This window comes from Desulfosarcina variabilis str. Montpellier (genome assembly GCF_048565275.1).
GTDB lineage: Bacteria > Desulfobacterota > Desulfobacteria > Desulfobacterales > Desulfosarcinaceae > Desulfosarcina > Desulfosarcina variabilis.
This window is the reverse complement of sequence record NZ_CP159846.1, coordinates 7,621,438-7,645,053: the sequence shown is the minus strand read 5'-3', so window position 1 is coordinate 7,645,053 and position 23,616 is coordinate 7,621,438. Positions and strand designations below refer to the sequence as shown.

At 49.0% G+C, this 23,616-nt stretch carries 25 protein-coding genes; 16 read left to right on the top strand and 9 right to left on the bottom strand.

Annotated features, from left to right (window positions below):
* From Dvar_RS34500 to Dvar_RS34475, 6 genes are all read left to right on the top strand, one after another.
* Complete coding sequence (locus Dvar_RS34500) at window positions 1-1,083, top strand: baseplate J/gp47 family protein (protein WP_419657667.1); 1,083 nt, start codon at window positions 1-3, stop codon at window positions 1,081-1,083.
* Entirely contained in the window at window positions 1,074-1,619 is a 546-nt protein-coding gene (locus tag Dvar_RS34495) for a YmfQ family protein (protein ID WP_419657666.1), read from the top strand. Before Dvar_RS34500 ends, Dvar_RS34495 begins: the two co-directional genes overlap by 10 nt.
* Entirely contained in the window at window positions 1,619-2,314 is a 696-nt protein-coding gene (locus Dvar_RS34490) for a hypothetical protein (protein WP_419657664.1), read from the top strand. Before Dvar_RS34495 ends, Dvar_RS34490 begins: the two co-directional genes overlap by 1 nt.
* Before the next feature lie 153 nt (window positions 2,315-2,467).
* Window positions 2,468-3,226, top strand: coding sequence for a DNA adenine methylase (locus Dvar_RS34485; protein WP_419657663.1), 759 nt, complete (start codon window positions 2,468-2,470; stop codon window positions 3,224-3,226).
* A 398-nt stretch (window positions 3,227-3,624) separates the two neighbouring features.
* Complete coding sequence (locus tag Dvar_RS34480; RefSeq protein WP_419657661.1) at window positions 3,625-4,539, top strand: hypothetical protein; 915 nt, start codon at window positions 3,625-3,627, stop codon at window positions 4,537-4,539.
* A gap of 84 nt (window positions 4,540-4,623) precedes the next feature.
* Entirely contained in the window at window positions 4,624-5,244 is a 621-nt protein-coding gene (locus tag Dvar_RS34475; RefSeq protein WP_419657659.1) for a hypothetical protein, read from the top strand.
* Window positions 5,245-5,681: 437 nt separating this feature from the next.
* Here the strand turns inward: Dvar_RS34475 and Dvar_RS34470 are convergent, their stop codons facing one another.
* Both Dvar_RS34470 and Dvar_RS34465 read right to left on the bottom strand, forming a co-directional pair.
* Window positions 5,682-6,323, bottom strand: a complete 642-nt coding sequence (locus tag Dvar_RS34470; RefSeq protein ID WP_419657657.1) for a hypothetical protein — start codon at window positions 6,321-6,323, stop codon at window positions 5,682-5,684.
* A 404-nt stretch (window positions 6,324-6,727) separates the two neighbouring features.
* Entirely contained in the window at window positions 6,728-7,051 is a 324-nt protein-coding gene (locus Dvar_RS34465) for a transposase (protein WP_419657655.1), read from the bottom strand.
* Window positions 7,052-7,265: 214 nt separating this feature from the next.
* On the opposite strand from Dvar_RS34465, the gene Dvar_RS34460 reads away from it, so the two are divergent.
* The 8 genes from Dvar_RS34460 (at window position 7,266) to Dvar_RS34425 (ending at window position 12,939) form a co-directional block, all read left to right on the top strand.
* A complete protein-coding gene (locus tag Dvar_RS34460; RefSeq protein ID WP_419656557.1) occupies window positions 7,266-7,901 on the top strand; it encodes a hypothetical protein in 636 nt (211 codons plus the stop codon).
* 100 nt (window positions 7,902-8,001) lie between these two features.
* Window positions 8,002-8,265 carry a CHC2 zinc finger domain-containing protein gene (locus tag Dvar_RS34455; protein ID WP_419664205.1) on the top strand — a complete coding sequence of 88 codons (264 nt, stop codon included), beginning with the start codon at window positions 8,002-8,004 and terminating at the stop codon, window positions 8,263-8,265.
* Window positions 8,266-8,489: 224 nt separating this feature from the next.
* Window positions 8,490-8,762 (top strand): hypothetical protein, encoded by a 273-nt coding sequence (locus Dvar_RS34450; protein WP_419657654.1) that lies wholly within the window; start codon window positions 8,490-8,492, stop codon window positions 8,760-8,762.
* Window positions 8,763-8,828: 66 nt separating this feature from the next.
* Complete coding sequence (locus Dvar_RS34445; protein ID WP_419657652.1) at window positions 8,829-9,707, top strand: hypothetical protein; 879 nt, start codon at window positions 8,829-8,831, stop codon at window positions 9,705-9,707.
* Between the two features lie 118 nt (window positions 9,708-9,825).
* On the top strand, window positions 9,826-10,506 hold the full coding sequence (locus tag Dvar_RS34440) for a hypothetical protein (RefSeq protein ID WP_419657651.1): 681 nt from the start codon (window positions 9,826-9,828) through the stop codon (window positions 10,504-10,506).
* The gene (locus tag Dvar_RS34435; protein ID WP_419656561.1) at window positions 10,503-11,180 is read left to right on the top strand and encodes an ATP-binding protein; all 678 of its coding nucleotides are present in this window, start codon (window positions 10,503-10,505) and stop codon (window positions 11,178-11,180) included. Before Dvar_RS34440 ends, Dvar_RS34435 begins: the two co-directional genes overlap by 4 nt.
* Window positions 11,181-11,394: 214 nt before the next feature.
* The gene (locus Dvar_RS34430; RefSeq protein WP_419657650.1) at window positions 11,395-11,868 is read left to right on the top strand and encodes a hypothetical protein; all 474 of its coding nucleotides are present in this window, start codon (window positions 11,395-11,397) and stop codon (window positions 11,866-11,868) included.
* A 261-nt stretch (window positions 11,869-12,129) separates the two neighbouring features.
* On the top strand, window positions 12,130-12,939 hold the full coding sequence (locus Dvar_RS34425) for a transposase (RefSeq protein ID WP_419657649.1): 810 nt from the start codon (window positions 12,130-12,132) through the stop codon (window positions 12,937-12,939).
* Between the two features lie 115 nt (window positions 12,940-13,054).
* On the opposite strand, the gene Dvar_RS34420 is transcribed toward Dvar_RS34425, so the two are convergent.
* From Dvar_RS34420 to Dvar_RS34405, 4 genes are all read right to left on the bottom strand, one after another.
* The gene (locus Dvar_RS34420; RefSeq protein WP_419657648.1) at window positions 13,055-13,339 is read right to left on the bottom strand and encodes an IS110 family transposase; all 285 of its coding nucleotides are present in this window, start codon (window positions 13,337-13,339) and stop codon (window positions 13,055-13,057) included.
* Window positions 13,340-13,612: 273 nt separating this feature from the next.
* Window positions 13,613-13,924, bottom strand: a complete 312-nt coding sequence (locus Dvar_RS34415) for a hypothetical protein (protein WP_419657647.1) — start codon at window positions 13,922-13,924, stop codon at window positions 13,613-13,615.
* Between the two features lie 40 nt (window positions 13,925-13,964).
* Window positions 13,965-18,110, bottom strand: a complete 4,146-nt coding sequence (locus Dvar_RS34410) for an RHS repeat-associated core domain-containing protein (RefSeq protein WP_419657646.1) — start codon at window positions 18,108-18,110, stop codon at window positions 13,965-13,967.
* A 206-nt stretch (window positions 18,111-18,316) separates the two neighbouring features.
* Window positions 18,317-19,045: an Ig-like domain-containing protein gene (locus Dvar_RS34405; RefSeq protein ID WP_419657645.1), complete on the bottom strand. Its 729-nt coding sequence runs from the start codon at window positions 19,043-19,045 to the stop codon at window positions 18,317-18,319.
* 558 nt (window positions 19,046-19,603) lie between these two features.
* On the opposite strand from Dvar_RS34405, the gene Dvar_RS34400 reads away from it, so the two are divergent.
* A complete protein-coding gene (locus Dvar_RS34400; RefSeq protein ID WP_419664204.1) occupies window positions 19,604-19,789 on the top strand; it encodes a BrnT family toxin in 186 nt (61 codons plus the stop codon).
* Window positions 19,790-19,828: 39 nt separating this feature from the next.
* Window positions 19,829-20,086, top strand: coding sequence for a BrnA antitoxin family protein (locus Dvar_RS34395; RefSeq protein WP_419657644.1), 258 nt, complete (start codon window positions 19,829-19,831; stop codon window positions 20,084-20,086).
* A 104-nt stretch (window positions 20,087-20,190) separates the two neighbouring features.
* Here Dvar_RS34395 and Dvar_RS34390 read toward each other — a convergent pair whose 3' ends face one another.
* Genes Dvar_RS34390 through Dvar_RS34380 form a run of 3 tightly spaced genes read right to left on the bottom strand, consistent with a single transcriptional unit; the run spans window position 20,191 to window position 23,476 of the window.
* Complete coding sequence (locus tag Dvar_RS34390; protein WP_419657643.1) at window positions 20,191-21,333, bottom strand: hypothetical protein; 1,143 nt, start codon at window positions 21,331-21,333, stop codon at window positions 20,191-20,193.
* Window positions 21,334-21,339: 6 nt separating this feature from the next.
* Window positions 21,340-22,251, bottom strand: a complete 912-nt coding sequence (locus tag Dvar_RS34385) for an ATP-grasp domain-containing protein (protein WP_419657642.1) — start codon at window positions 22,249-22,251, stop codon at window positions 21,340-21,342.
* Window positions 22,244-23,476 (bottom strand): GNAT family N-acetyltransferase, encoded by a 1,233-nt coding sequence (locus tag Dvar_RS34380; protein WP_419657641.1) that lies wholly within the window; start codon window positions 23,474-23,476, stop codon window positions 22,244-22,246. Before Dvar_RS34380 ends, Dvar_RS34385 begins: the two co-directional genes overlap by 8 nt.
* Window positions 23,477-23,616: the final 140 nt, after the last annotated feature.

Genomic DNA, 23,616 nt, shown 5'->3' with positions numbered 1-23,616 from the left:
GTGGCGTTTGACCGGCCTGACTTGAAGACGTTGATATCGCGCACGGTAACGGACATCACCAGCCGTTTCACAACGACCAACAACCTGCTGCGGCGCATGGTGGCGCGGGTATTCGGCCGCGTGCTGGCCGGGCTGGCCCACGGCCTGTACGGGTATGTCAACTGGGCATCGCTCCAGATCCTGCCCGACACCCAGGACGAAGACATCCTGCTGCGCTACGGCGCCATCTTCGGTGTGACGCGCACCGAGGGTGCCTATGCCACAGGAACGGTTACGGCCACGGGCACCAACGGATCCGTGATCCCCAGCGATACGCTCTGGCAGCGGTCGGACGGCGTTACCTTCACCACCCTGGCCGAGACGGAAATCTCCGGTGGCTCGGCGACGGTTTCTCTGCGCGCCGAGGAGATCGGGGATGGCACAAACACCGATGCGGGTGAGACATTGGATCTGGTGTCACCCATCGATGGCGTCAACGCCTCGGCCACCATCGACAGCGGCGGGATCTCGGGCGGGCGGGACGTTGAAACCGTCGATGCCTACCGTCAGAGAGTTATGCAGCGCACGGCGACGTATTTTACCGGCGCCAATGCCGCCGTGTACAAGCAGTGGGCGCTGGAATGCGCCGGCGTGACCCGGGCCTGGGTGTATGAGAACACGCCGGCCGATGGATCGGTGACCCTGCTGTTCGTCTGCGATGATAGCAATCCGATTATTCCTGATGCGAACAAGATCACCGAGGTCGGCGACTACATCGAGGAGCACACGGACGCCAACACCGGCCAACTGGTGGGCCGGGCCGTCAACGTGACCATGGTGGTTGACGCCCCGGATGAGGAGGCGATTGATTTTACGATCACGCCCACGCCCAACACGGCAGCGGTAAGGGCCGCTATCGAAGCCGAACTGACCGCCTTGTTGCGCAATGACGGCGACCCCGGGGGGACCATTTGCCTGTCGCGCATCCATGAGGCGATCAGTCTGGCCAATGGCGAAACCAGCCACATTGTTTCGGTGCCGGCGAACGATGTTGTCTGTTCCAGCGTTGCCATACCGGTAATGGGGACGATCACATGGCCCTGATCGATAGATATGCCTCTCAACTGAAGGCCCTCTTGCCGCCCGGATGGGCCTGGACCCGTGACACGGGATCCGACATGCACCTTTTTATGACGGGGCTATCCGCCGAGCCGGCCCGGATCCACGAGCGCATCGAGGACCTGCTGGACGAAATGGACCCATCAAAGACCGTGGAACTGCTCACCGAATGGGAAACCGTGTGGGGGCTGCCCGATCCCTGCACCGGCCCGCTCGACACCCTGGGCGATCGCCGGGCCGCGTTACTGGCGCGGGTGCGGTCAGTGGGCGGCCAGTCGCCGGGATTCTTCATCCGCCTGGCCGAATCGCTCGGGTATACGATCACCATCGACGAGAACGTTGACGGGGATCCGACGGTCTGGCGCGTCAACGCCCCGGAAACCTCCGTGCGCTGGGCCAGGGCCGGCCAGGCACGTGCGGGCGACAAGATCCGCACCTGGGGCAATGAGATCCTGGAGTGCGCCATCCTGTCCGTCAACCCGGCCCATTTAACCGTTTTATTCGCCTATGGAGGAACCTGATGCACAAGATCGATTCGCCCAACGCCACTGAAGACAACGAGTTTACCGATGGAGACGAGGCATCCGGGATTCTGGCCACGGAACTGTGGGCCAAATGGTTCAACACGATCCAGCGTGAGGGCGTGAATCTTGTTGAAAGCGCCGGGTTGACGCTGGATGATGCCGACGACACGCAGATATTGCAGGCAGTGCGGCAGTTGACGAAATCCGTATTCGTCAATAATTCGAACGGCCACCCGAATATAGCTGATAGCTATTTGCAGGTACCTAACCATCTATCGGTTGTGCCGACAACGGGCCAACTGTTTGTTTCGATTGGTCCGACCGGGTCGGGCGCGGACAATATTTGGACCGCGCTTAACAGTGTCCCAGAGGACATAGATTGGATTGAAGTTTTTGTGACTGGACACGTCGGAGCATATTCGCAAACCGCGTACGCCTATTTCAGATCGTATGGCTTTATCGTTGAATATGGAGGGACGCCATCCCAGGCCACTCAGGTCGCAGGGCTGTTTGATATCGCAGGATATACTAATGGTAACGGCGATTGTGAACAACATTTCCAACTGACACGGAAAATACCGGTGAATTCGAGACGATTCCTCCTAAATTATGGTGAATTGGCCGGGGATACAGAATTCCCCAATCTCTATTTCTACTTGTCATTGGTCGGGTACGGCATCAACCGGGGTTAACCATGCTGATTACATCCAAACAACGGAATTGATATAAAAAAGGGCCGCCCCGGTGGATGCTCCAACATCCCCGGGGCGAATGGCTGATAGCGGACAACCAGACATCTGAAAACAGACGGCCCAGGTATGGGGCCAATGCGAAAAGGAGACGCCGTGAACAGCCCATTAGCCTACATTGGCGGAAAGTCTAAACTTGCCAACACCATTATCGACATGATGCCCGAGCATAAAGCCTACTGCGAAGTGTTCGCCGGGGCGGCCTGGGTGTTCTTCAAAAAGCCTATCTCGAAATACGAAGTCATCAACGATCTCGACAGCGATCTCGTTACTTTTTATCGGGTTCTGCAGAATCACCTTGAGGAATTTTTAAAACAGTTCAAATGGTTGCTATCATCACGGGAGTGGTTTGAGGACTGGAAGCGCCAGCAGGAAGCCGGCGGGCTCACCGATATCCAGCGGGCCGCCCGCTACTATTACCTGCAGCGGCTCTGTTTTGGGGGGCGGGTACGGGGGCGAACATTCGGTGCCGGTCCGTTGCATAAGCCACGGATCAATCTGTTACGCATGGAAGAGGAACTTTCTGCGGTTCACCTGCGTCTTATCGGCGTCAGTATCGAACATCTGAGTTGGGAGGATTTTTTAAGACGGTACGATAAGTCTGGCACGCTGTTTTATTGTGACCCGCCATATTACAAGTGTCCTTTCTATCAGCATAACATGGAGTTGGCCGATTTTCAGAGCATGGCCTCCATCCTTATAGGGATTAAAAGCCAGTTTATTTTGAGCATTAACGATCATCCGGATATTCGGGATGTTTTCGGATCATTCGAAATCAAACCGGTCTCCTTGAATTACACCGTGGCCAGGGGAAAACAGACTAAAGGAAGGGAGTTGATAATCACAAACTTTTAAAGGAGGTTATTTTCTAAAATGTCGCAATGATAACCTGGCGGGTATTGCATTAACATTTTATGTTTTCACCTACCGTTTAAATATGTTTTACATTTTTTTCAAACCATCTGGCGAGTTATACCAACTAAACTGGTGACCGGCAGATGAAGGAGGCGCAGAGAACAGCCCACTTGCAGATATTGGGATGTAATCAAACAATATAATGGGCTAAGTTTTATCAGAATATCCTGTAATGTTTACTCGAAGTCATTTTTAAACGAGGTTACATAGACCAGTTTATCACAAAATTTGACAGGGTTTGCGATGCAAGGTAATCTTGATACATCTGTGGTTCAAAAGGTGATGATGTATAGATCTTCAAAAAAACTGATTAATGCAAGTTTTTATTGGATAATAAAATGACGCTTTTGAGAGATATACAAAATTCGGCAATTGACTCTAAGAATAGCCTTTCTGATTTGTTGCGTAAATGTAAAATTTTAGCAGCGCGACTCCATCATGCCGAATTAGATCAGTGGGTAGAAAACGAATTAAACGGCTATCCTTCACATGATACTTTGCCAAAATATAGAATGATCGAATGTTCCGCTATTGGTAATTTGGGAGGCCCTTTTGGCGCGGAAATGAGAAACATTACAATACCTGTTTCTTGCCTTCCGGAAAAGGCAAGAGATTGGGCAAGAAGAGTATTATTAGTACAACCCATTAGTTCATTAGAGCAATTAGCTCAAGGAGAGGGTGATGAGATTCATTGTGACTGGCCTGGGGATTTAGTAGCATCAGTTGCTGATAAAATTTATCATGGATATAGTCTATATGGTGCTTGGCTCAGGGTTTCAAAAGGAGATGTCGTAGCGATTTTAGACTCAGTAAGAAATCGTATTCTAAGTTTTTCACTTGAAATAGAAAAGGAAGCTCCAAATGCTGGGGAAGCGCCGCCGAATACCAAACCTATCCCCGAAAATAAGGTAACCAAAGTATTCAATACATATATCCTTGGCAATGTACACAATATCGCTACAGGGAGTTCCAATTTTTCTCAGAGTGTTCAAATAGCAATTGGAAAAGGTGATTTTTCAAGCCTTAAAGCATTTTTGAAAGATAACGACGTTTCGGAAGATGACATAAATTTATTAGAAAAGGCAATTTCCAAGGATAAAGTTTCTGAAAATCAGGCAAGAATTGGGAAAAGTGTCTCGGGGTGGATATCAACAATGTTAAAGAAAGCTGGAACTTCAGCTTGGAAAATAGCCAATAGCTCTGCTGGAACGCTATTAACGAAAGCCATTGCAAAGTATTATGGACTCGAGTGAGCACTAACCATGCATTAAAATCGGATGTCAATTTCACTGCGCTTCATTGCACCGGTGAAGGCTAATAAGTGTTAAGAAAAAAATATGCGAGAATCAAAACCGCCTTTCAAATTTGATTTAAAAACACAACTAAAAGATGCGCGTCGAAAACTAAATACACGCATAGGTTCGGTTTCAATAAATCTCCCATTTTTTTCATTTTCCGTGAATCCAGAGGATCTCGAAAGGCGAGTTGCAAGAGAAATCGTTATCCGACTGGCAGATAGACGCGTGTTAAATGCTTTTGAGTGCTGTGACAATTGTATTAACCATGCACTTTCCTCGTTGCAGGAAATCCGTCGAATCCTGGTTGATAAACAGGTTGAGCTTTCGGTCATTCCAGATAGTCCATTATATTTGCTTATTGAGTTGCAGGTGGAGGCAATTCGCCAATTTATGACCTTTGAACAAAGATTGAATCAGTCAGCGACGCTAAACTCCACGCCAATTGATTTACCGCGTGATTTTAGACGTCCACCTCTAATTCGCGAACAGTACTTTGCTGCGCTGGAGATGCTTCGAGCTCACCTGCATAGGTGTCTCGTTCAAGTTTCGAAGATTGCTGACACTGTAATCCCAAAAATTTCCGATCAAATGCGTTATGACGATAAATGGCAGATTGAAGCATATGAAAAACCAATGATACCCGAAAACGATCGCGCTTAACCACTTTCTACAACAGGACCCCAGTTCGACAGATTTAATTTTCTTGGATTTCGAGCTCCCCAGGATTTAGTAACAACGATTCGATCGATTCTGAATCAGATTTCAGCAGATCATCTTGGGGGACACAATTTAAGTGCCATTTACGCGGTTTCAAACCATCCGTTAACTGGGTTCAAACCATGTGGCGCGTTACATAATCGCGTCCTAAAATAAACGAAAAAACAGCGATTAAAGAAAAAAATCATTTTCCCACCACCGTTCATATTCAAAATTTATGGAATTTTACCGGATCGTATCTATCACGGCTCGGGTTAGCAAGAAAACAGTATCCGATCCGTATGACGGGTGGTGATGGAAGGAGGGGAGCAGTGAGGCTATTCCCTACCCCGATATAAGACTGATACCTAAAGTAGGCGATTTTTAAAAGAAAAGAGTCCTCAATTGTTGGATAAAGTGTTATAATAATTGTTAAAAACCACCAAGTTTACAACAAGATTTAACACACCCAACAGGTAAAGGACTCTATGAACAAGCATAGCAAAAACTACCGACAAAATGAAACCAAAATCCGACGTATTGAAGCCACCTCCGACCGATTGACAGGAAGGGCGGGGCTGGGCCTGTTCGTGACATATATGCACAGCATCCAAATTTTCAGCTGGCTGGATCGGTGGTTCGGCTCCATCCGAAAAAGCCGAAAAGGTCTCACAATTACTGAACTTTTCAAACAAGTGCTGTGCTTTTTTGTCGATGGCAGCAGCCGACGCCTGACCTACTTCGACCAGATTTCTCGCGATGAAGGCTATGCCGGTAGTATAGAGACGCCAAAAGAGAACATGGCTTCCTCTTATCAGGTTAAACGTTTTTTCAAAGCATTTGCCTGGACGCGCGTGTTTTTGTTTCGGCGCCTTTTGCAGACCCTTTTTATCTGGCGCTTGCGCATTACGGATCCCGATGTAATCGAACTGGGCATCGATACAATGGTCCTGGACAATGACGATGCAAAATGCCGGCATGGCGTGAAACCCACCTACAAGAAGAAAAAGGGTTTTCAACCCCTGCAAATGAATTGGGGACATTCTATATTCCTTATGTCAATAAAAAAATAATACCTTAAAAACAGTTGGTTATAAACGGACTGGTTCAAAATACGCACATCTCCTATTGATTCTGACAAAATTGGTGGCGAGGTATTCTCTTCCTTCGGCGAACTTATGATCTGATCGTTACGTTTATCCGGCATGATCCGAACCAGCGGAACCGCCAATCATTCCTTATCCAGATTCTCAAGTTCGAAAGAGAGGCCCTCTGATTGTCCCTCCCGAGGTTATTTCACCTCAACGTCCTTAATCGGGCTCTCTCGCCGAAAATGTTAAAGCGGTGCTTATACTGAGCTACTCAATCTAATCCTCATTTTTTTGAGATGTATTACTTCTAATACGGAGCTGGCAGGCCCAGGATTGTCCCTCCCGAAATCGATGCTTCAACGGGGATGAACGGGCTCTGCCAGCAGATAGTTTGGATTGAACGATTCGTTATTTTTCAGCATGGTCCAGGCAATCTCCAGCATCTTGGCTGCGATCTTGACGCGGGCCTTGGTCTTGATTACCCGCTCTCCCTGGCGACCTTCCAGCATGCGGTTGTATATACGGCGGAAGGCATCGTTGTGATAAGAGGCGATCAGGGCGGCCTGATACAGGCCGTAGCGAAGTTCAGCATCACCTCGTTTGGAAATTACCGGAACCTTCTCCTGGCTCTTCTTTCCGCTGCGGCTGGCGTTGAGATCCAGACCGGCCAGCTGGATCACCTGCTTGAACTAAGCGCTGGCGAATAGTGTAACGGAAGGTTTTACAAAATACAGTAACAAATTTATACCCCGCTGGCAAAGCTACCCCGCTGCTGTGCGATCCGGATATCCCGCCCGGGAATGAAATGGACATACCCCGCACTTTTGAAAAAATATCCCCCCTGTATTATGAAGTGAATCACCACAAAACACTAATAAACAGGAGGGATAAGCGATGCCGCCGACAGCGACATACAATGATATTAGAGCATATCAGGAAAAAGTAGAAAAGGATAAAATCACACCGCACAGCCTTCCGCCATGCCCGCGCTGTCAGGTTGAGTCCAGATTTTTCAAATTGCATGCATACCGCGAACGCCGGTTTTTGATTATCGTTGAGTTGCTTGTCGAAGCCGTGCTTTGCACATTGGTGCGCTTCAGGTGCCCGGATTGCGGAAAGACCATCACGTGCTATCCGGATTTTGCCATTGCTAACAAGCATTACACCCGCCAGAGCATTGAAAGCTTCAGCCGCGCCTATGTGCAAGATGATCACAAGACCTACGAAGATGCGGTAATGACCGATGATGGTGTCCCCGAACGGCCGGTCAGCGGCCAGGCCCTGGCACCATCGAGCGTCCATCGCTGGATCAGCACATTAGCCGATCTTACCTGCGATGGGATAAAAAAATCACTTCCAAAAAGCAGCGTTGCACAGTCTTTTGAAAATCTGGATCTGATACAAATCCCTGAAAGAAAGTACAAAACCCCCAAAAGGAAGCATTGCCTTTTTGTCTGCTGGTGGTTTTTCAAGACGGTGGCGTTTTTGAACAAATCGGATTTCACCGACTTTGCAATAACATCTGTGTGAACTTGATATACGGTGCCTTCATAACGCCCCAACTTGAACGGGCGAGCACAAAAGGAGGCTGCGATTATGGGTTCATACACGGATGGTTTTTTAAAAAAGGCTGCGCAATGAGATCGATATTGACCAGATGATCCACACCTTGGCACTAGAAACGCGAACCGGTACAAACTACCTCCGGTTTCGCTGTCCGGTTTGCCACGGATTTCACACGGCGACCAACCCAAAAACCAACCTGGCTAGATGCTTCGAGTGCAAAATTAATTTTAATCCCATTGATTTGGTCATGGCGGTCACCGCCCAAAGCTTCGTGGAAACGGTTGAGTATTTGAAACCTCATCTGACCGATACCCGCACAAATGGATAGGAATCGGGTACAGAAAATGGCTCTGTCCAAAAGGCGCCTTTCGCAGCTGGAATCGGTGATTAAACAATATCGACAGGATTTTTTATGCCGTTGGAAAAGCGCTCAGAGAGATCCGCGATGGCCGGCATTATCACAAGCTGACCTTTAACAGCTTTGAAAGTTATCTCAGGCGTCGATGGGATATGGGCCGCTCTACTGCCTACCGGCTCATTGAGGCCGCTGCGGTGATCGATAACCTGTCGCCAATTGGGGAGGTGTTGCCCAAAAACGAATCACAGGCCCGGCCCCTCACCCGGATAGATGCCTTTAGCCAAAGAAGGGTGTGGCGCGATTTTTTAGAAACCGGCCAAACGCTCACCGCGGTGAATATCAAAAAGTTCGTATCGGCTCACTTGGGTGAGCAAAAAACCAAAGACGGCCTTTCGCGAGGTCATCAGCACCGATTACCAAAAAGCCGTGCGTGCGATGCTCTGTCAGATCCGCATTGCGCAAAATGACGGCTGGAGAAAAACGTCACAAAAAACCGCTTTGTATTGGAACAATGTGATGAAAGAGAAAATATTGTGGCGATAGAGCAGGACATCTCAACGCTTTCTTTAGATGATCAATTCATGATCTTGCTGCATAAAAAGATTATGAACAAGACCGGTTCGGCCAAGCGCCGCGCCAAAAAGTATTATGTGGACCAGTATAAAAAAACAGGTATCATCCCCAAGCCACTGCTGCTTGCCGGCCGCGGCATCATGGAGGGCCGAAAATGCAGCGGACGGCCGCGTGCGCTGTCTTGTGACGTAAAAAACCGCTTTATTCAAATGGTCAAAGCCGCCTGTGATGCCGATGACGACAATTTTATCTACGTTACCCGAAAGGCGCGAAAGATCACGATCTTTCATCAATTTCTGGAAGAAGAATTTGAGAAAAAGATCTCCATACACGCCCTTTACCGTCTGGTTCGCCAGGAAAACCTGCATCTGTATTTGAAAAAGCCCGATTTTGATGAACTGCCGGCCAAGGGGTTTTTCAACCCCGAGGACATTTTTGATTTGGTGCAGGTTGACGGCTGCAGCTTTCAGTACATCAAAATCAAAGATGAAAACGGAAAGTGGCGTAAACCGCAGGTGATCGAATTTTATGATACCGGATCGCGGTATATGTTCGTATTGGAACTGTATTTTTCGGAAACCAGCCTCAATGCGCTGGATCTGTTTACCCGGTTTTTACTGTACGGGCCGTTTCCCAAAAAACGCATCCGGCTGCGTCCGGATCGCGCCAAAGGGTTTTTGAACCTGAAGCGGCCTATCCACGAACTGAACATCAAATACTCGCTGCCCGATGGATTTTATATGGAGCCGGACTTTACCGGCCCAAGGTCACCGAAGCACAAGGTGCATCTGGAGTCGAGCCATCGCAGTCTGCATCATTTTGTAGATCCGTATCATTAAAAAGTTTGCCGACAAAATCTTAAAAACCGAACCGGGATGGGCCTTTAAAGGCAATAAAAAAGAGCCCATTGTCGTTACCTTTCTGGACATCAGCCTCGATCAGTTAAGACACAGCCGGATGCTTGAATTGTATCGCCGGCAGCACAATGAAAGCCTTCACCGATTTACCGAGGCCGGTAAATCGGTAAAATGGGTACCCAGGGAAAAGCTTGCGGCATATTTGTCGGATCAGGATACCCTGGCATTTGATCCGGATCACGTGCAGGGCTTTATCCGCTATGGATTTGATAAGCGAAAAGCCGTTGTCTCCACGCAAAAAACCATCACCTACGACAAACAGAAATATACCGTGGTTGTGGGGGCTGAGAAATTCAGTTCGCACAAAAGCACGCCCGTTCAGGTGTCTTGCTGCAACAACAAACTCTATATTTTTGAGCCCCAAAAAGACGGCGTTTTTTTGGGCGAGGCATTGTGCCAGCAGCGGTCGGAAAAACCCAAATCCGTGGTGGAAAAGTCAGAAAAAAGGCTGAAACAAAATGAGGTTGAACAGATTGCTGCATATCTTGAAGCCAGGCAAATGAGCGTTGATATGAAAAGCCTGATTGCCTGCTACCGAAACGGACTGACGTTTGATATCGCAAAGGCCGTCTTTGAAAACAACACGAAACGCTATGATCGGCTTGTGGCCAAGCTAGACGAGCCAGACAGAGCCGGTTTTGTGCGCTTCAACGCATTTGCCATCGATTATTATCGGTATCGGCGAAATCAGCTTGCACCGGGCAAGGCGAGTGGGCCATGAAAAAAAAGCGCAAAGAACACTTCATCAATGACAAGCGTCGGGTATCGTATCTGAGCAGCGTCTATACCCGCATGTACCGGGGCAAAAGCGTGTTGATTGAGGGCGCCTACGGCGCCGGCAAGACCCGCTTTTTACAATTGATCCAGCCGAAAAAATTAAAACCGGTTTGGCTCGAATCACTGGACAACAAACATGAAATCCTGGCATCAATCCTTCAGGAGCTAAATTATGAAGGTGTGGCAACCCATTGGCACACGTCCCGGAATCTGAAAAAAATCTGCAGCCTGACCGGTTTTTTTATTGTAATCGATGAGGCCAATGATCTGGATCGCCGGGTCTGGCCGTATTTTAAAAGAATTATTGATGCATACATCCCGATGGTTTTTGCAGGCTTGCCCAAGGTCAGAACGTATCTGGCCAGTGAACATCCGGATATTCTCAGCCGTTTAAAGGTACTGACGATTTATCCTATCATCGTTGAAGACTTTATTGCCGAGTATAAAAATTTTTCTTCGGAAGCCATTGAGCAGATATATGCCGCCACCGACGGTGATATGCGAAAATTTGAAGAAATCTGCATAGAATGCCAGGATAAGGCCAAGGAGCTCAAGTATAGCCTTGTGGATATCAATTTAGCCCTGACAGTCCTCACCGATCTTCCCTCCAACCATTGATCCGACTTTAGCCGATACCGATCCAACCCCCTTCATTTTAAGCTTTAACCCGAGGATCTGAACAAAATCCCCATCATTTAGATTGCATACTTCCGGGGGCTTTTGACCGGAATCAGTCAAAAAATGAAAAATGACAGAAAACCGAGCCGGTTTTTTGCATTTGGATGTCATCTTGTAAGAGAAGTAAACTATCGATATCTTAGGGGCATGCAAAATGCGAGCATTATTATTTTGCGAACATTGGCGTTACACTATTCGCCAGCGCTTAGTGGTGAACCACCCGTCAGAATGGGAATGGAGTGGATATCATGAAATCCAACATCCTAAAGACCGTTACCGATTAATCGATCACAATGCATTACAAAGGTTTCTCAATGTGGATTCAAATGAAGCCTTGGCCACATCCCACTCTGGATGGATATCCAGCCAGCTGAAAGAAAAACCGGAGCGTCAAAAACATTTCGTGGAAAGTATTGCTGTTGGTGGCGAACCATTTATCAAGAAACTACAGACAGCTTTGGGTATTAACGCTTTAGGCAAAAAGAAACGTCAATTACGAAGGGATGAATATCATCTACGGGAAACCATAGAAAATTACGGAAATGGGGATGGCTATCCGCAGAAGATGGACGAGTTAAAAATGTCTTGGGACAATACTTTCCCGTGGATTTTCCAGCCAGGACCTTAAAATGGTGTTTTTGCGGTCAAAACAGGCCAGCTAAGCAATAATAAGGGCTATAAAAATCAACCTTTTTCATTTAATTACAATTGTTTAATTTGGTGCGACCCCAAAGCTCTGCGCAAAGGCCGAGATCGAATTTGTGGGTACTTGGGTCGCACCAAATTAACCAATTGACATAAAAAGATAAAAGGTGAAAAAATGATATCTGGAAGTACCTTAGGCGACCACTTTTGGGGGTAAAAAACCTATTCTAAGCGAATATGAGCGATGGCACGTGCTTATCGACATTTTATACCGGGATATATTTGGCATATCACCCACCGATGCCATAAGAGAGATTTCCTTTTAAAATTTGCAAAAGATCGCAATCGTTGGATCGAACTCCTTTTCGAAGCAAAAATGAAGTTTCGGCTGTCCATCCTCAATTTTATCGTTACATCCAATCATACCCATCTCATTCTTTCTTCAAGTGAAAATATCCAGGCCATTCCCAAAGCCATGCAGCTTATAGCCGGCAGGACGGCGCAGGAATATAATCGACGCAAAAAACGAAAAGGTGCCTTTTGGCAAGACCGTTATCATGCAACCGCCATCGAGTCTGGAGAACATCTGTGGCGGTGCATGGTATATGTCGATTTGAACATGGTTCGCGCTGGAGTGGTGAACCACCCGTCAGAATGGAAATGGAGTGGATATCATGAAATCCAACATCCTAAGGACCGTTACCGATTGATCGATCACAATGCGTTGCAAAGGTTTCTCAATGTGGGTTCAAATGAAGCCTTGGCCACATCCCACTCTGGATGGATATCCAGCCAGCTGAAAGAAAAACCGGAGCGTCAAAAACATTTCGTGGAAAGTATTGCTGTTGGTGGCGAACCATTTATCAAGAAACTACAGACAGCTTTGGGTATTAACGCTTTAGGCAAAAAGAAATGTCAATTACGAAGGGATGAATATCATCTACGGGAAACCATAGAAAATTACGGAAATGGGGATGGCTATCCGCAGAAGATGGACGAGTTAAAAATGTCTTGGGACAATACTTTCCCGTGGATTTTCCAGCCAGGACCTTAAAATGGTGTTTTTGCGGTCAAAACAGGCCAGCTAAGCAATAATAAGGGCTATAAAAATCAACCTTTTTCATTTAATTACAATTGTTTAATTTGGTGGGACCCCAAAGCTACCAAAGCTAGACCAGCGGCTTGTGGTAGTTGCTGGTTGGTTCCATGCCGAACACGGCCGATGTCAGGTTATGCTGGGTCATGAGTGTATTCGCCTGTTCGATGAGCCGGTTAAATCCTGTCAGATCGTTGGTAAAAATCAGGCGCCGCCATAGTGACTGACCTTTGGCTGTACCGAAAAAAGCGTGATGTTTATCTTTGGCAATATCGATTCCGACGATCAGGTGGTTGTCCGAGCCGCGAATTTCAGCGCGAAGTTTACAAAACATTTCAAAGCGGGCAATGTCGTCCATTTCTGTAACCTCCTGTAATCCTATAAACCCAATTATTTCTCATTATCTATCAGGAAGTTTTCTCTTTTTCTACGCGAAAAGGCTTCTATTTTTATACTACTTGTGGCGGTGTATTCCGTAATGATTTTAATATATAACGGGGATGAAATTATGCGTTTTGTCATCTCTCGTTTAAGAAACGCATAATTTCATCCCCGTCCCCAAAATTTTTCACCGCCGTCTGTTAAACTATAAAGTCAATATTAGGTTTCGTTCCTCAACTCAACCTACGTGCTAATCACCTTCAAATAATAAATAGAGAGGTGGGTCTTTCAAAGCAAAGTCGATAGCAGCTTTAATATTATCTAAAATTTTAATTGTTTTATCATCATTAAAAAACGGGTAAATTTTTTTTAGTTCAGCTATTATATCTTCCATCTGAGCTGAATTGAAAACCGTATTCTCAAAACCTAAAATGTAACTTAAACATATGCATGAATTGTCGTCAGCTATTTTTGTTATAGTTGTTAAAAATTTATCTTCGATGTATCCATAATTTTTTATTTTCTGAAAATCATCGTCAATAACTGAAAGAATGGCACCCATTTTAGGCTCCTTCTATCTTCTCTGGAACAGTTTTCGTGTGCTAAGGGCATTGTGACGTTCTATTTTGTCTCCAGTCCCATGTTATTGCACCAGTTTCGCTGTTACTTAATTCTCCTGATATCGCATCAAAAGGATCAACCAAAACTCCTATAATTCCTAATATGGTACCAGCAACAGGATATGCAGACCGAATTGAACCTTTTTTTACAGTCACTAGAACAGTAGTTTCTCCTTCCGTTCCAATGGGCCTTTTAAAATTGTATGTAAAATGAGTACCATGTTTGCCACCCAATTCAGTCATTTCTCCATCTTTTATAGTTTTTCGAATCAATTTTTTTACTGTAGATGCTTCTTGATTGAATAGAGTGCCTGCGGGCTTTGTTCCCAATATATGCTTAGCAACGATTTTTTTCCAAACTCTTCTTGCTAAACTAAAGCCAAGTTCTCCAGTTGGATCAATATAATTCACCGGATCATTTGAAACATAAGCAAAGAGATTTATCCCCCCAGCCAACCCAATCGGATCAGCAGTCAGGTACCTTCCAGTATCCGGATCATAATACCGGTGGTAGTTATAATGCAGCCCGGTCTCGGCGTCGTAGTATTGGCCCGCAAACCGCAAGTTGTTCTCAACCGTTTCAACGGTGATATCCACTCCGCCAAAGGGCAGATAATCGGCGGCCCAGGCAACAGTGCCGGTGACGTCGGTCAACCGCTGGGGCGTGCCCAGATGGTCGTTGTGGTAATAATAAACGCCATCGGTTTCACCATCCGCGACAACCATCGAAAGCGGTGCCCCGTTAAGATAAATGTATAACCGGGTCAGGTTACCCTGTCCATCGCTTTCTGCAATCAGATGGCCTTCGAGATCGTAGTGGTACACGGTCACACTTCCATCCACCGTTTTCATCATGCGTCGGCCGTCGGCGCTGGTGACGTAGGTGGCCAGGGTAATCCCGTCTTCCTGAACCCGAACCAGCCGGTTGTCCTGATCATAGTCAAGGGTGCGATTGCCATAGACCGTGGTGTTGCCGGCCGCATCGGTGGTGATGTCCACGGTCCCGGAACCCACGATCTGGTCCAGAAGGCTGGTGCCGGTGGTGTAGGCATAGGTTTCGGTAACACCGTCTGCCGTGCGCGACAGGCGGTTGCCCGTATCGTCCATGCTGAAGCTTAAGGTTCCATAGATCCCGCCGGCACCGGTGAGGCGATACAGGTCATCGTAGTCAAAGGAAAGGTCGCGGGTGGAATTCAGATTGTCGGTGACCGCGGTGACATTGCCCAATCGATCATGACCATAGTCTGAATTCTGAACGCCGGTGGAGATGTTGCCGGTCATGCGGTAAAGCAGATCAAAGGACCGGTTCACACCAATGCCGTTGCCCAGGGTCATGGTCTGCATGGGGCCGAAGGGCAGGTAATCGATGCCACTGGCCAGGACTGTGGTGGTGCCGTTATGCACCGCACTCACCTGGCTGACATTGCCGGCCGCATCCCGCTGATAGGAAACCACCGTGCCGTCCGGATAGGTCATTGCCGTGAGCAAACCGGCCGCATCGTAAGCATATTCGGTGGTGTAGACGATTCCGTCGATGGTTTTCTCTTCGGAGACTATATTGCCGGCCTCGTCCCAGCCATACACATAACTGCCGGAGGCATCGCTCATGCCGGTCAGACGGCCCACGCCGTCAGCGCCCTGATCATAGGTGTAAGTCACATCTTGACCCGCATCCGGGTAGTGAATGCCGGTGAGCCGGTACTCATCGTCGTAGGTATAAGTGCTGGTGATACCGTTGGCATCGGTTTTTGAGGTCAGGTTGCCGGCGGCATCGTAAGCATATCGCGTGGTGCCGGTATCAGGCGAATTGACCGTCACCGTGCGGCCCAGATCGTCCACCACATACTCGGTGGTGCGCGATTCGGGATCGGTGACCAACACCAGGTTGCCCTGGACATCGTAGTTCAAATCCGTGGCCACGGTTCCCGGCTGGACAACCGATGCCTGACGGCCCAGCAGATCATGGCCGTAAGTGGTCGTGCGTCCTTCCGGGTCGGTGACCTGATACAGATTGCCCACGCTGTCGTAGGCGTATTCAAAGAAACTGTCGTCCGGGTTGATTTGCTTCCACAGTTTACCGGGCCGGTTCGGGTGCTGGTAATCGAACCGTTCCAGGAAAGTGCGCGTTCCCGAAGCAAGCAGATAGCCGGTTTCGATAATATTGCCCTGGTCGTCGTAGCCGTGCGCCACACGATTACCCAGGACGTCGGTAATACTCACCAGCCTGCCGGTGGTAGAGTCATACTCGTAATTCAGGATAATGCCGTTGGGCAGGGAAACCGTATCCGGCTTGCCGGCCGGGGTGTAGGTGAAATTCGTTACTGCACTGTCCCACATCCGGGTCATGGATGAAACCCGGCCCCGGCCGTCATAGGCATAGTCGATGCTGTTTAGGTTGGGATCGGTGATACGCCCAGGCCTGCCGGCGGCGTCATACTCGCTGAATGTCGTGCTGCCGGATACCGGCCGGGTGACGCTGAGCAGATCTCCGGTTGCCGAATCATAGGCAAAGGTGGTCGTGTCACCGGCGCCTTCAAGTGGACCGTCCACGCCTAGAAGCAGGCCACGGCTGTCATAGGAAAATAACGTGACCGATTCGACCGCAGTCAACGCACCCGATGCGTTTCGGGTGTATCCACTGACGACGATCCGATGGAGAAGGGGAGTCGGATTCTCATTGGCGATTTCATTGCCGTCATCATCATAATCCCAGGTTGTGACTTTTGTCCCGCCGCCCATTACGCTCTCTTGCGCGCGCGTCAATGGCTTGTTCAAGAGCGGATGCCAGGTGGACGTCATGGTCTGTTCGTCGGCCGTGCCCACCGCCCGGATGGCTGTACCGGCATTGCCCCGCGCATCGAAATCCGCGAACCGGTCGATTCGTCCGTTGGCGTACTCAATTTCAGTGACGTTCAACTGCAGGTCGTATTCCCAGCGGATCGGTTCATCCGAACAACTGGAGCAGCCGGCCCCACCGGAAACTGTCGCGATGCGTTTGCGGGCGCTGATCGTGGCAAAACCATAAGTCCTGGATACACCGTAGGCATCGGTCACGATGACGCCATCGGCCGTGCTGTCGTAATCGATGGTCACACCCCTGCCGTCCGGGGTTTCATTGAAATAACAGCGATCCGCACTGTTATAGGCCCAGCCGGCCAGAAAGTGACCGGCGGCATCCACTTTTCGGGTAAGGTTGTTGATGAATGGCTTTGCGCTGGTACCATTATTCGTATCGTCGTAGGTATAGACAAATCCCGATCCGTCAGCAAAGGTCACCGTTGTCAGGTTTCTGTTTTCATCATGGCCATAGGTGACCTGGACACCGGCGTCAATACCTCCAGAGACAAGGCGTATGGTGCTGAGCAGGCCGCTTGTATAGGAGAACTCCAGGGCTCGGTCGCCGGCTTCGTCGGTAACCGTTTCGATAAGTTGGTTATTGGTTGATGAGTAGAATACGTTCAATCGGTTGCCCAGCGGGTCCTCGATATGCAGCAACTGCTTGGACACCATGTGGAATGTATAAGTGGTCCCATCATGGCGCTGCCATATGTAGGTATTATCCCGGGCCGTCAGGCTGGTTCGTTCTCCACCCCGGGGCAAAAACGCCCCGGTTTCCGGATCTGGTTTTCTGTTAAAATACCGACTGAATCCGGTTTCATCCATGATCCGCAAATATTCGCCATTGGAATTGGTGACTTCTGTTAAGGTGACATTGTAATTATGGGTCCAGCCATATCCCATTGGGCCGTGAATTTCACTCTGGCTGTTGTAGAATCGTCTAAAAGTGAGCCCTTCAGCAAAGGGAGAAGTAAAATTCAGGTCCTTTTCAGATTCTACTTTGTTACCCGTATAAATGGAGATCGGGTTGCCTTGCTCGGATACGGCGACCAACTTACCATTCTTGCATATTTTGGGATCGGTTGGATCAAGGCCATGATCAGGGCAGCCGTCCGTGCCTTTGCCGTACTCCGTTGGGCAGGCATCGATGCAATCGACGACGCCGTCTTCATCAAAATCAAGGTCGTAGTCCTCATCCTTACAACCCACGATAAATTTTACCGTACTATTGGAACTTGAGCCATTATAGGAGCTTGCACTGACCTTCAGCTCATGAATTCCGTTACTCATTAATGCAGCATCTAAGTCAGCTCTGGTACTGTCATTATTATAGCTGAAATCTACACTCGTCCCTTCGTACCCCTTACCGTATCTATATGCTCCATCTACGTAGAAATATAGTGTGCCTTCCATTCCCTCCGGGTTGTCTTTGAAAGTTGTTGTGCCGGTAAAATCGAATTCGTCGTTCAAGTGTTGATATGGTGTAGGCTTATTGATTAAAATTTCAGGCGTGTTATCAACAATTTAGTTAGTGACTTTTCGCTTGTTACCATATTATACGCTCTTGCAACGACCCTGATTGTATGTTCTCCGTTGGATTTCGTCGCCGCATTTAAGTCAGCCTTGGTGCTGCCGTTATTATAGCTAAAAGATACATTGGTGCCTTCGAACGATTTGGAATAAGGGTTTGAACCATCAATGTAATAAGAAATTGTGCCCTCTATACCCTCCGGGTTATCTTTAAAATCTACTGTGCCGGCTATATCGAAAGTACCTTCTACAGTTTCATTGTTTGAGGGGCTTGTTATTTCTATTTGTGGTTTGTTATCTATGGTGAAGGGTATTGTTTGTAAGGCATAAGTTCCATTACTATCGCCTACCTCTGCTTTTATTAGATACGTTCCATCGGCTAATGAAGTGGGGTTTATTTTAGCTGTGCAACCATTACCATATGAGATACATACGTTGTAAATCTTATCACGGAGAAGTTTTATATATCCGTTTTGATATGTTACACAATACGGTGGGTTTTGACCACTCCAGCAGTATGTATATTTCGCATAAGTTGAATTGCAGGATACTTCCAACCATCCTTCATTTTCGATAACTGAAACATTGGCGGCTGTTTCTCCCTCTACAGAATCCAACACCCACGCTGCCGAAGCAATTCCAGACCAGCATAGAATTACACACAACGCACATATCACTAAAAAACGCTTCATCATTCTTCCATCTCCTTCACCTTTCAACAATGGCAGACCAGCTTCAAGACCCCACTGTGAACCATGATCTATGTCAATCGATTACTAAAAACAGTATTTCGTATAAAATCTTGCTATTACTACTCCTTCTCCATTGCCTTGCTGAGAAACGCAGCAAGCGCCCCCATAAAAAATCGAAGAATGATCCGACAGCATAGATAATGCCAATAGTAAAATAGAGATTTTGATCTGTTTAAAATACCTATTTAATCGGATGGATAGGGTCGTACCTGGAAGATGATTGATGTCAATTCCGGCGAAAAAGAATTCGATAATTGTGAAATGAAGTTCCGTGAACTACTTCAGGATGTGTAATTTACTACATAGTCACTCGTGGCGCAACGCGTCAATGGAATCCAGGTGGGCGGCCTGACGGGCTGGGATATAACCGCGTCTTTTGAATCAAATCTTTTATATTCATAGTGTTACATCAAAGTCTCACTAAAAACCATTGACATATACATATATTGTATGCATATGTCTTTTGACATGGACATAACTTGGGATCCAAATTAAGCTGAAATCAACTTTAAAAAACATGGGGTCCGTTTTTCCGATGCAGAGTTTGTGCTTTTTGATCCATTTGCCATGACCCTGGAAGACCATTGGGTTGCCGGTGAAAAACGATTCGTGACCGTTGGTTCTGATGCAGTCGGTCGAATAATCACCGTTGTATATATATATACCGTCCAGATAACATCCGTTTGATTTTGGCCCGAAAGGCGACACCAACGGAAAGGAAACAATATGAAAAAGGAATATGATTATACAAAAGCTAAAAGAGGCCAGGTTGTTCCTACAAAAGGAAAAACCAGAATTACAATGTACCTTGATACGGACATCATTGATAACTTTCGCGCACGAGCTGAAAAAGCTGGATATGGTTATCAAACGATGATTAACGAAGCCCTCAGAGAATATCTTTCTAAAAGCGGCAAAACTCTCAACGAGACGGTTATTCGTCAAGTAATTCGAGAAGAATTGGACCGAGCAGCCAATCATTAATAATTCGTACGCCCATTTTGCAGACGAAATCGATTTAGAAGCCCAAGTGGGCTTCTATCCCCGAAACTGAAATCTACGCTGGTTTCCATACATTTTAACGCATTTCAGTTCTCGTATTCGATCCGCTGCATTAATTTCTCTTCAATCTTTTTTGCCAGATCCGTCCGCCCGCACTTCTTCAATGGGTCGATGAGTTCGACGTAGAAGGGCTCGCGGCCGCGGATGGTAATGCTGAAGGCGTCCAGCCAGGCCGGATCAACGGTATCATCATCAAATGCCCGGGTTTTGTTCAGCAGCCCTAATGCTTCCAGGCCCATCATCGTGCGTACACACTTCTCACAACGACCGCAATTGAGTTTATCCGGCACGTTGGCCAGGCACACGCGAATATTCTGGAATGCCGTATCCCAACCGGAAACGATCTTCAGCTTGTCCATGCGCGAGAGGTTGATGTCCCGGTGGCGAATGGCAAGGTCAGCGCTGCCGTACGCCGGGTCCAGTATCGGGTGGGAGCCGCAGGGGGGCAAATGGGGCATTTCATAGGACGAGGCCAGCCAGGCCAGATTGATGCGCGGGGCCAGGGCATGGGCCGTTGCCGCCAGGACCGCGCCAAAAAAATAGTTGAGCCACAAATCGCGATCATCGCACAGGTGGCGGATGTTGGTGTAAATGGGAATCATGGTCAGGCCGGCGTCCGCGGCAACCTTGGCCATGGCCGCCTTGGCACGCTCAAAGACATGATACTTGGCCCCGCGAGAGATGACGCCGCCGATATCAAATCCGTGAATCAGAAGTGCATCGCGGGGATAGGCGGGGTGGGACCGGTCATAGGTGTCCATCATACATTTCAGGGCGGCCAGCGAATCCATGCCGCCGGACAGGAAAATGGCCGCCTGGCGCGGCATTTCCCCGTACAGCGGCGTTTTTAGCAAGGGCGCCTCGATTGAGAGCGGTCGAAGGGCACCTGCACTCCAGTGCTTCATAATGGCCATGACGGTCTCCAGCCCTTCCTTCAGAACCGGGCAGATGGCTTCGTCAATGGCCAGTCGCCGTTCAGCAAAGTAAAGTGCCGGAATCAGACAGCCCACGGCAAAGGCATGGGGACTGGCCGCCAGGGCGTCTGCAAATGTCGCTTCGGTTTCAATGAAGATATTTTTGGGGGGGCGGTCGCTTTCCTCAAAATGGACGGTGGCTGTCGCGCACGCAAGACCTTTGTCTTTTCCCATGTGAAAGTTGGATAATTTCATATATTTTTACTTCTTCTGGTATTTTTTTATGGAAAGGTCAATTATACGGCCGGCGATATCCAGTCCGCTGGCCGCTTCCATCCCTCGGAATCCGGGTGAGTAGTTGACCTCGATAATTTGCGGCAAGCCGTCTTTGTCCACCATCATGTCCACACCGGCCACATCGCAGCCCACGGCCGCCGCCGCTGCCACGGCCGGCTTTTCCAGATCGGCGGACAGATCCATGGCACGGATGTCACCACCCAAATGAAAGTTGGCGCGGAATTCTCCTTTTTGGGGCGTGAGACATGCCGCGCACACCGACTCACCGCCAACGACCAGAACGCGAATATCGCGGCGCCCATCCGGTACCATATAACGCTGGACCATCAACCCCTGCTGGCGATTCAGGGTGGGCAGGACGCAGCCATTCGCATCACTTTCATCCTTCACCAGCATGACGCCTTCACCCTGGCGGGCGTTGACCGGTTTAACCACCACCGGATAGCCGCCCAAATGATCCACGGCCGGTTGGAATCCCAGCGTATCGTTGACAAAGACCGTGGCAGGGCAGGGCAGGCCGGCAGCGCAGAGTGTCTGCAGGGTAAGAAATTTGTTGCGTGCGATGGAAACCGCCTGATGGTCATTGACCAGGGCAATGCCCATGTGCTGAAAATGGCTGATCAGTGCCAGGCAGGTATCACCGATCTCGGCACCCTGGCGGGGCAGCACGACCTGGGGCAGCCGGTCGGCATGCTCGCCGATCAGACCCAATGCGTTGCCTTCAATCGTCGGCCACAGATGGTAGGGATGGATCAGCATTGCCTGGCAACCGGCCCTGCCGGCGGCTTCCAAAAGTCTGCGGTTGGGATGGTAAGTGCGCTCCCGGACCGTGATGATGCCAATGCGAGTACCTGTTTTGCCTTGGGATTTACTCATGGTTGTCGATCATCCATTCGGGCATCCAAATGCCTACGGGTTTGCCGGCTTTCTCGCTATAATAGCTGGCCACCTGGCGGGTGCGGTTGCGGCGGGCGATGATTTTGGTGGCCTCGTTATCTTCGGCGATGACCGAGAAGATCTTGCGCTTGCCGGCCCGGGCGGTAAGCCCTTCCAAAAGCCGGGTGCCGATGCCAAGGCCCCGATACTCGGGGCGTACCGACGTGTAGCCGCGCTCCACAAAACCGGTCAGGTCCAGACCCGATTTTCGGCGCACGCTTTGAATGTACTGCGGCCGCGGATGCTTGAGACTGGAATTGCCCACAATTACCCCGTTTTCCAACACGTAGCCGATCAAATAGGCCTTTTGCAGGTTGGATCGTACATGGGTTGCGGCGACCGTACCGCCCGCCGCGACCATGGCGCAGATCTCGTCCAGATAGCCGTCGGGAAGCTGATCCGGTGCGCAGAAATAGTAGACCATGCGCTCGCCCAGGGTGATGATTTCGCCTGTGTCGTCCTCTGCCCGGGATCGCATCAGCCAGTTTTTCCCGAACCGGTCGATGAGCATGAAACGGTGGAGCGGATCGGAAGCGATTTGCCACAAGGGCCGGCCGGGCAGCGGCGTTAACCGGCCATATCCGTCATCGGCCATAGTGTTGCCGCCACCGGTGGTCGTATCTTCCCAGCTGTTGATAATGTTGGGCTGACGGACAATGGTGTTGCGATTGGCCTCGGTTGCCGCCGGGCCGTCCAGGATCAGGTGATTCCAGATACCGGCCTTGGAAACCGCCTTGAAAAAACCAATGTCCGGCAGCCGCCTCGTTACCTGCCATTGGATTTGAACAATACCACTATTGCCACTCTTTGCGGGAACGGCCGGTTTTTCATCGGCCCTGTCACCCAGACGGCAGATGAGCGACAGGCTCAGGTTGTGCGCACGGGCAGGCAATGCACCCATCAAGGCCCGCAACGATGCCGGGTGAAGCGCTTGTCGATAAAAACAACGCACCGCAGTTCCATCAGCTGCGACCGATTCTATCATGTTCAGCAGTGCTTCAACCTGCCTGCTGCCACCTTCCGGGATCAACGGTCCGTCAAACGGGGTTACGACGATGGCGGCGACAAAGGCCGTCAGTTCCGACACGGTGCCCGGGGGCCGCAAAAACCTCTGATCAGACGGTATCTGGAGCAGCAGTACTGGCGATGGCGATGCCATGGACATATAAAAACGCCTTCCATTTTCTCAAACAGGCTCTAAAGGGATTGACAAACACCCGAGGTCTAAATCGGTAAAAACAAAATCCTGCTCATTGTACGCGTCCGATCGCTGGGTGGCAAGATCTGACCGGTAGACTAATCAGG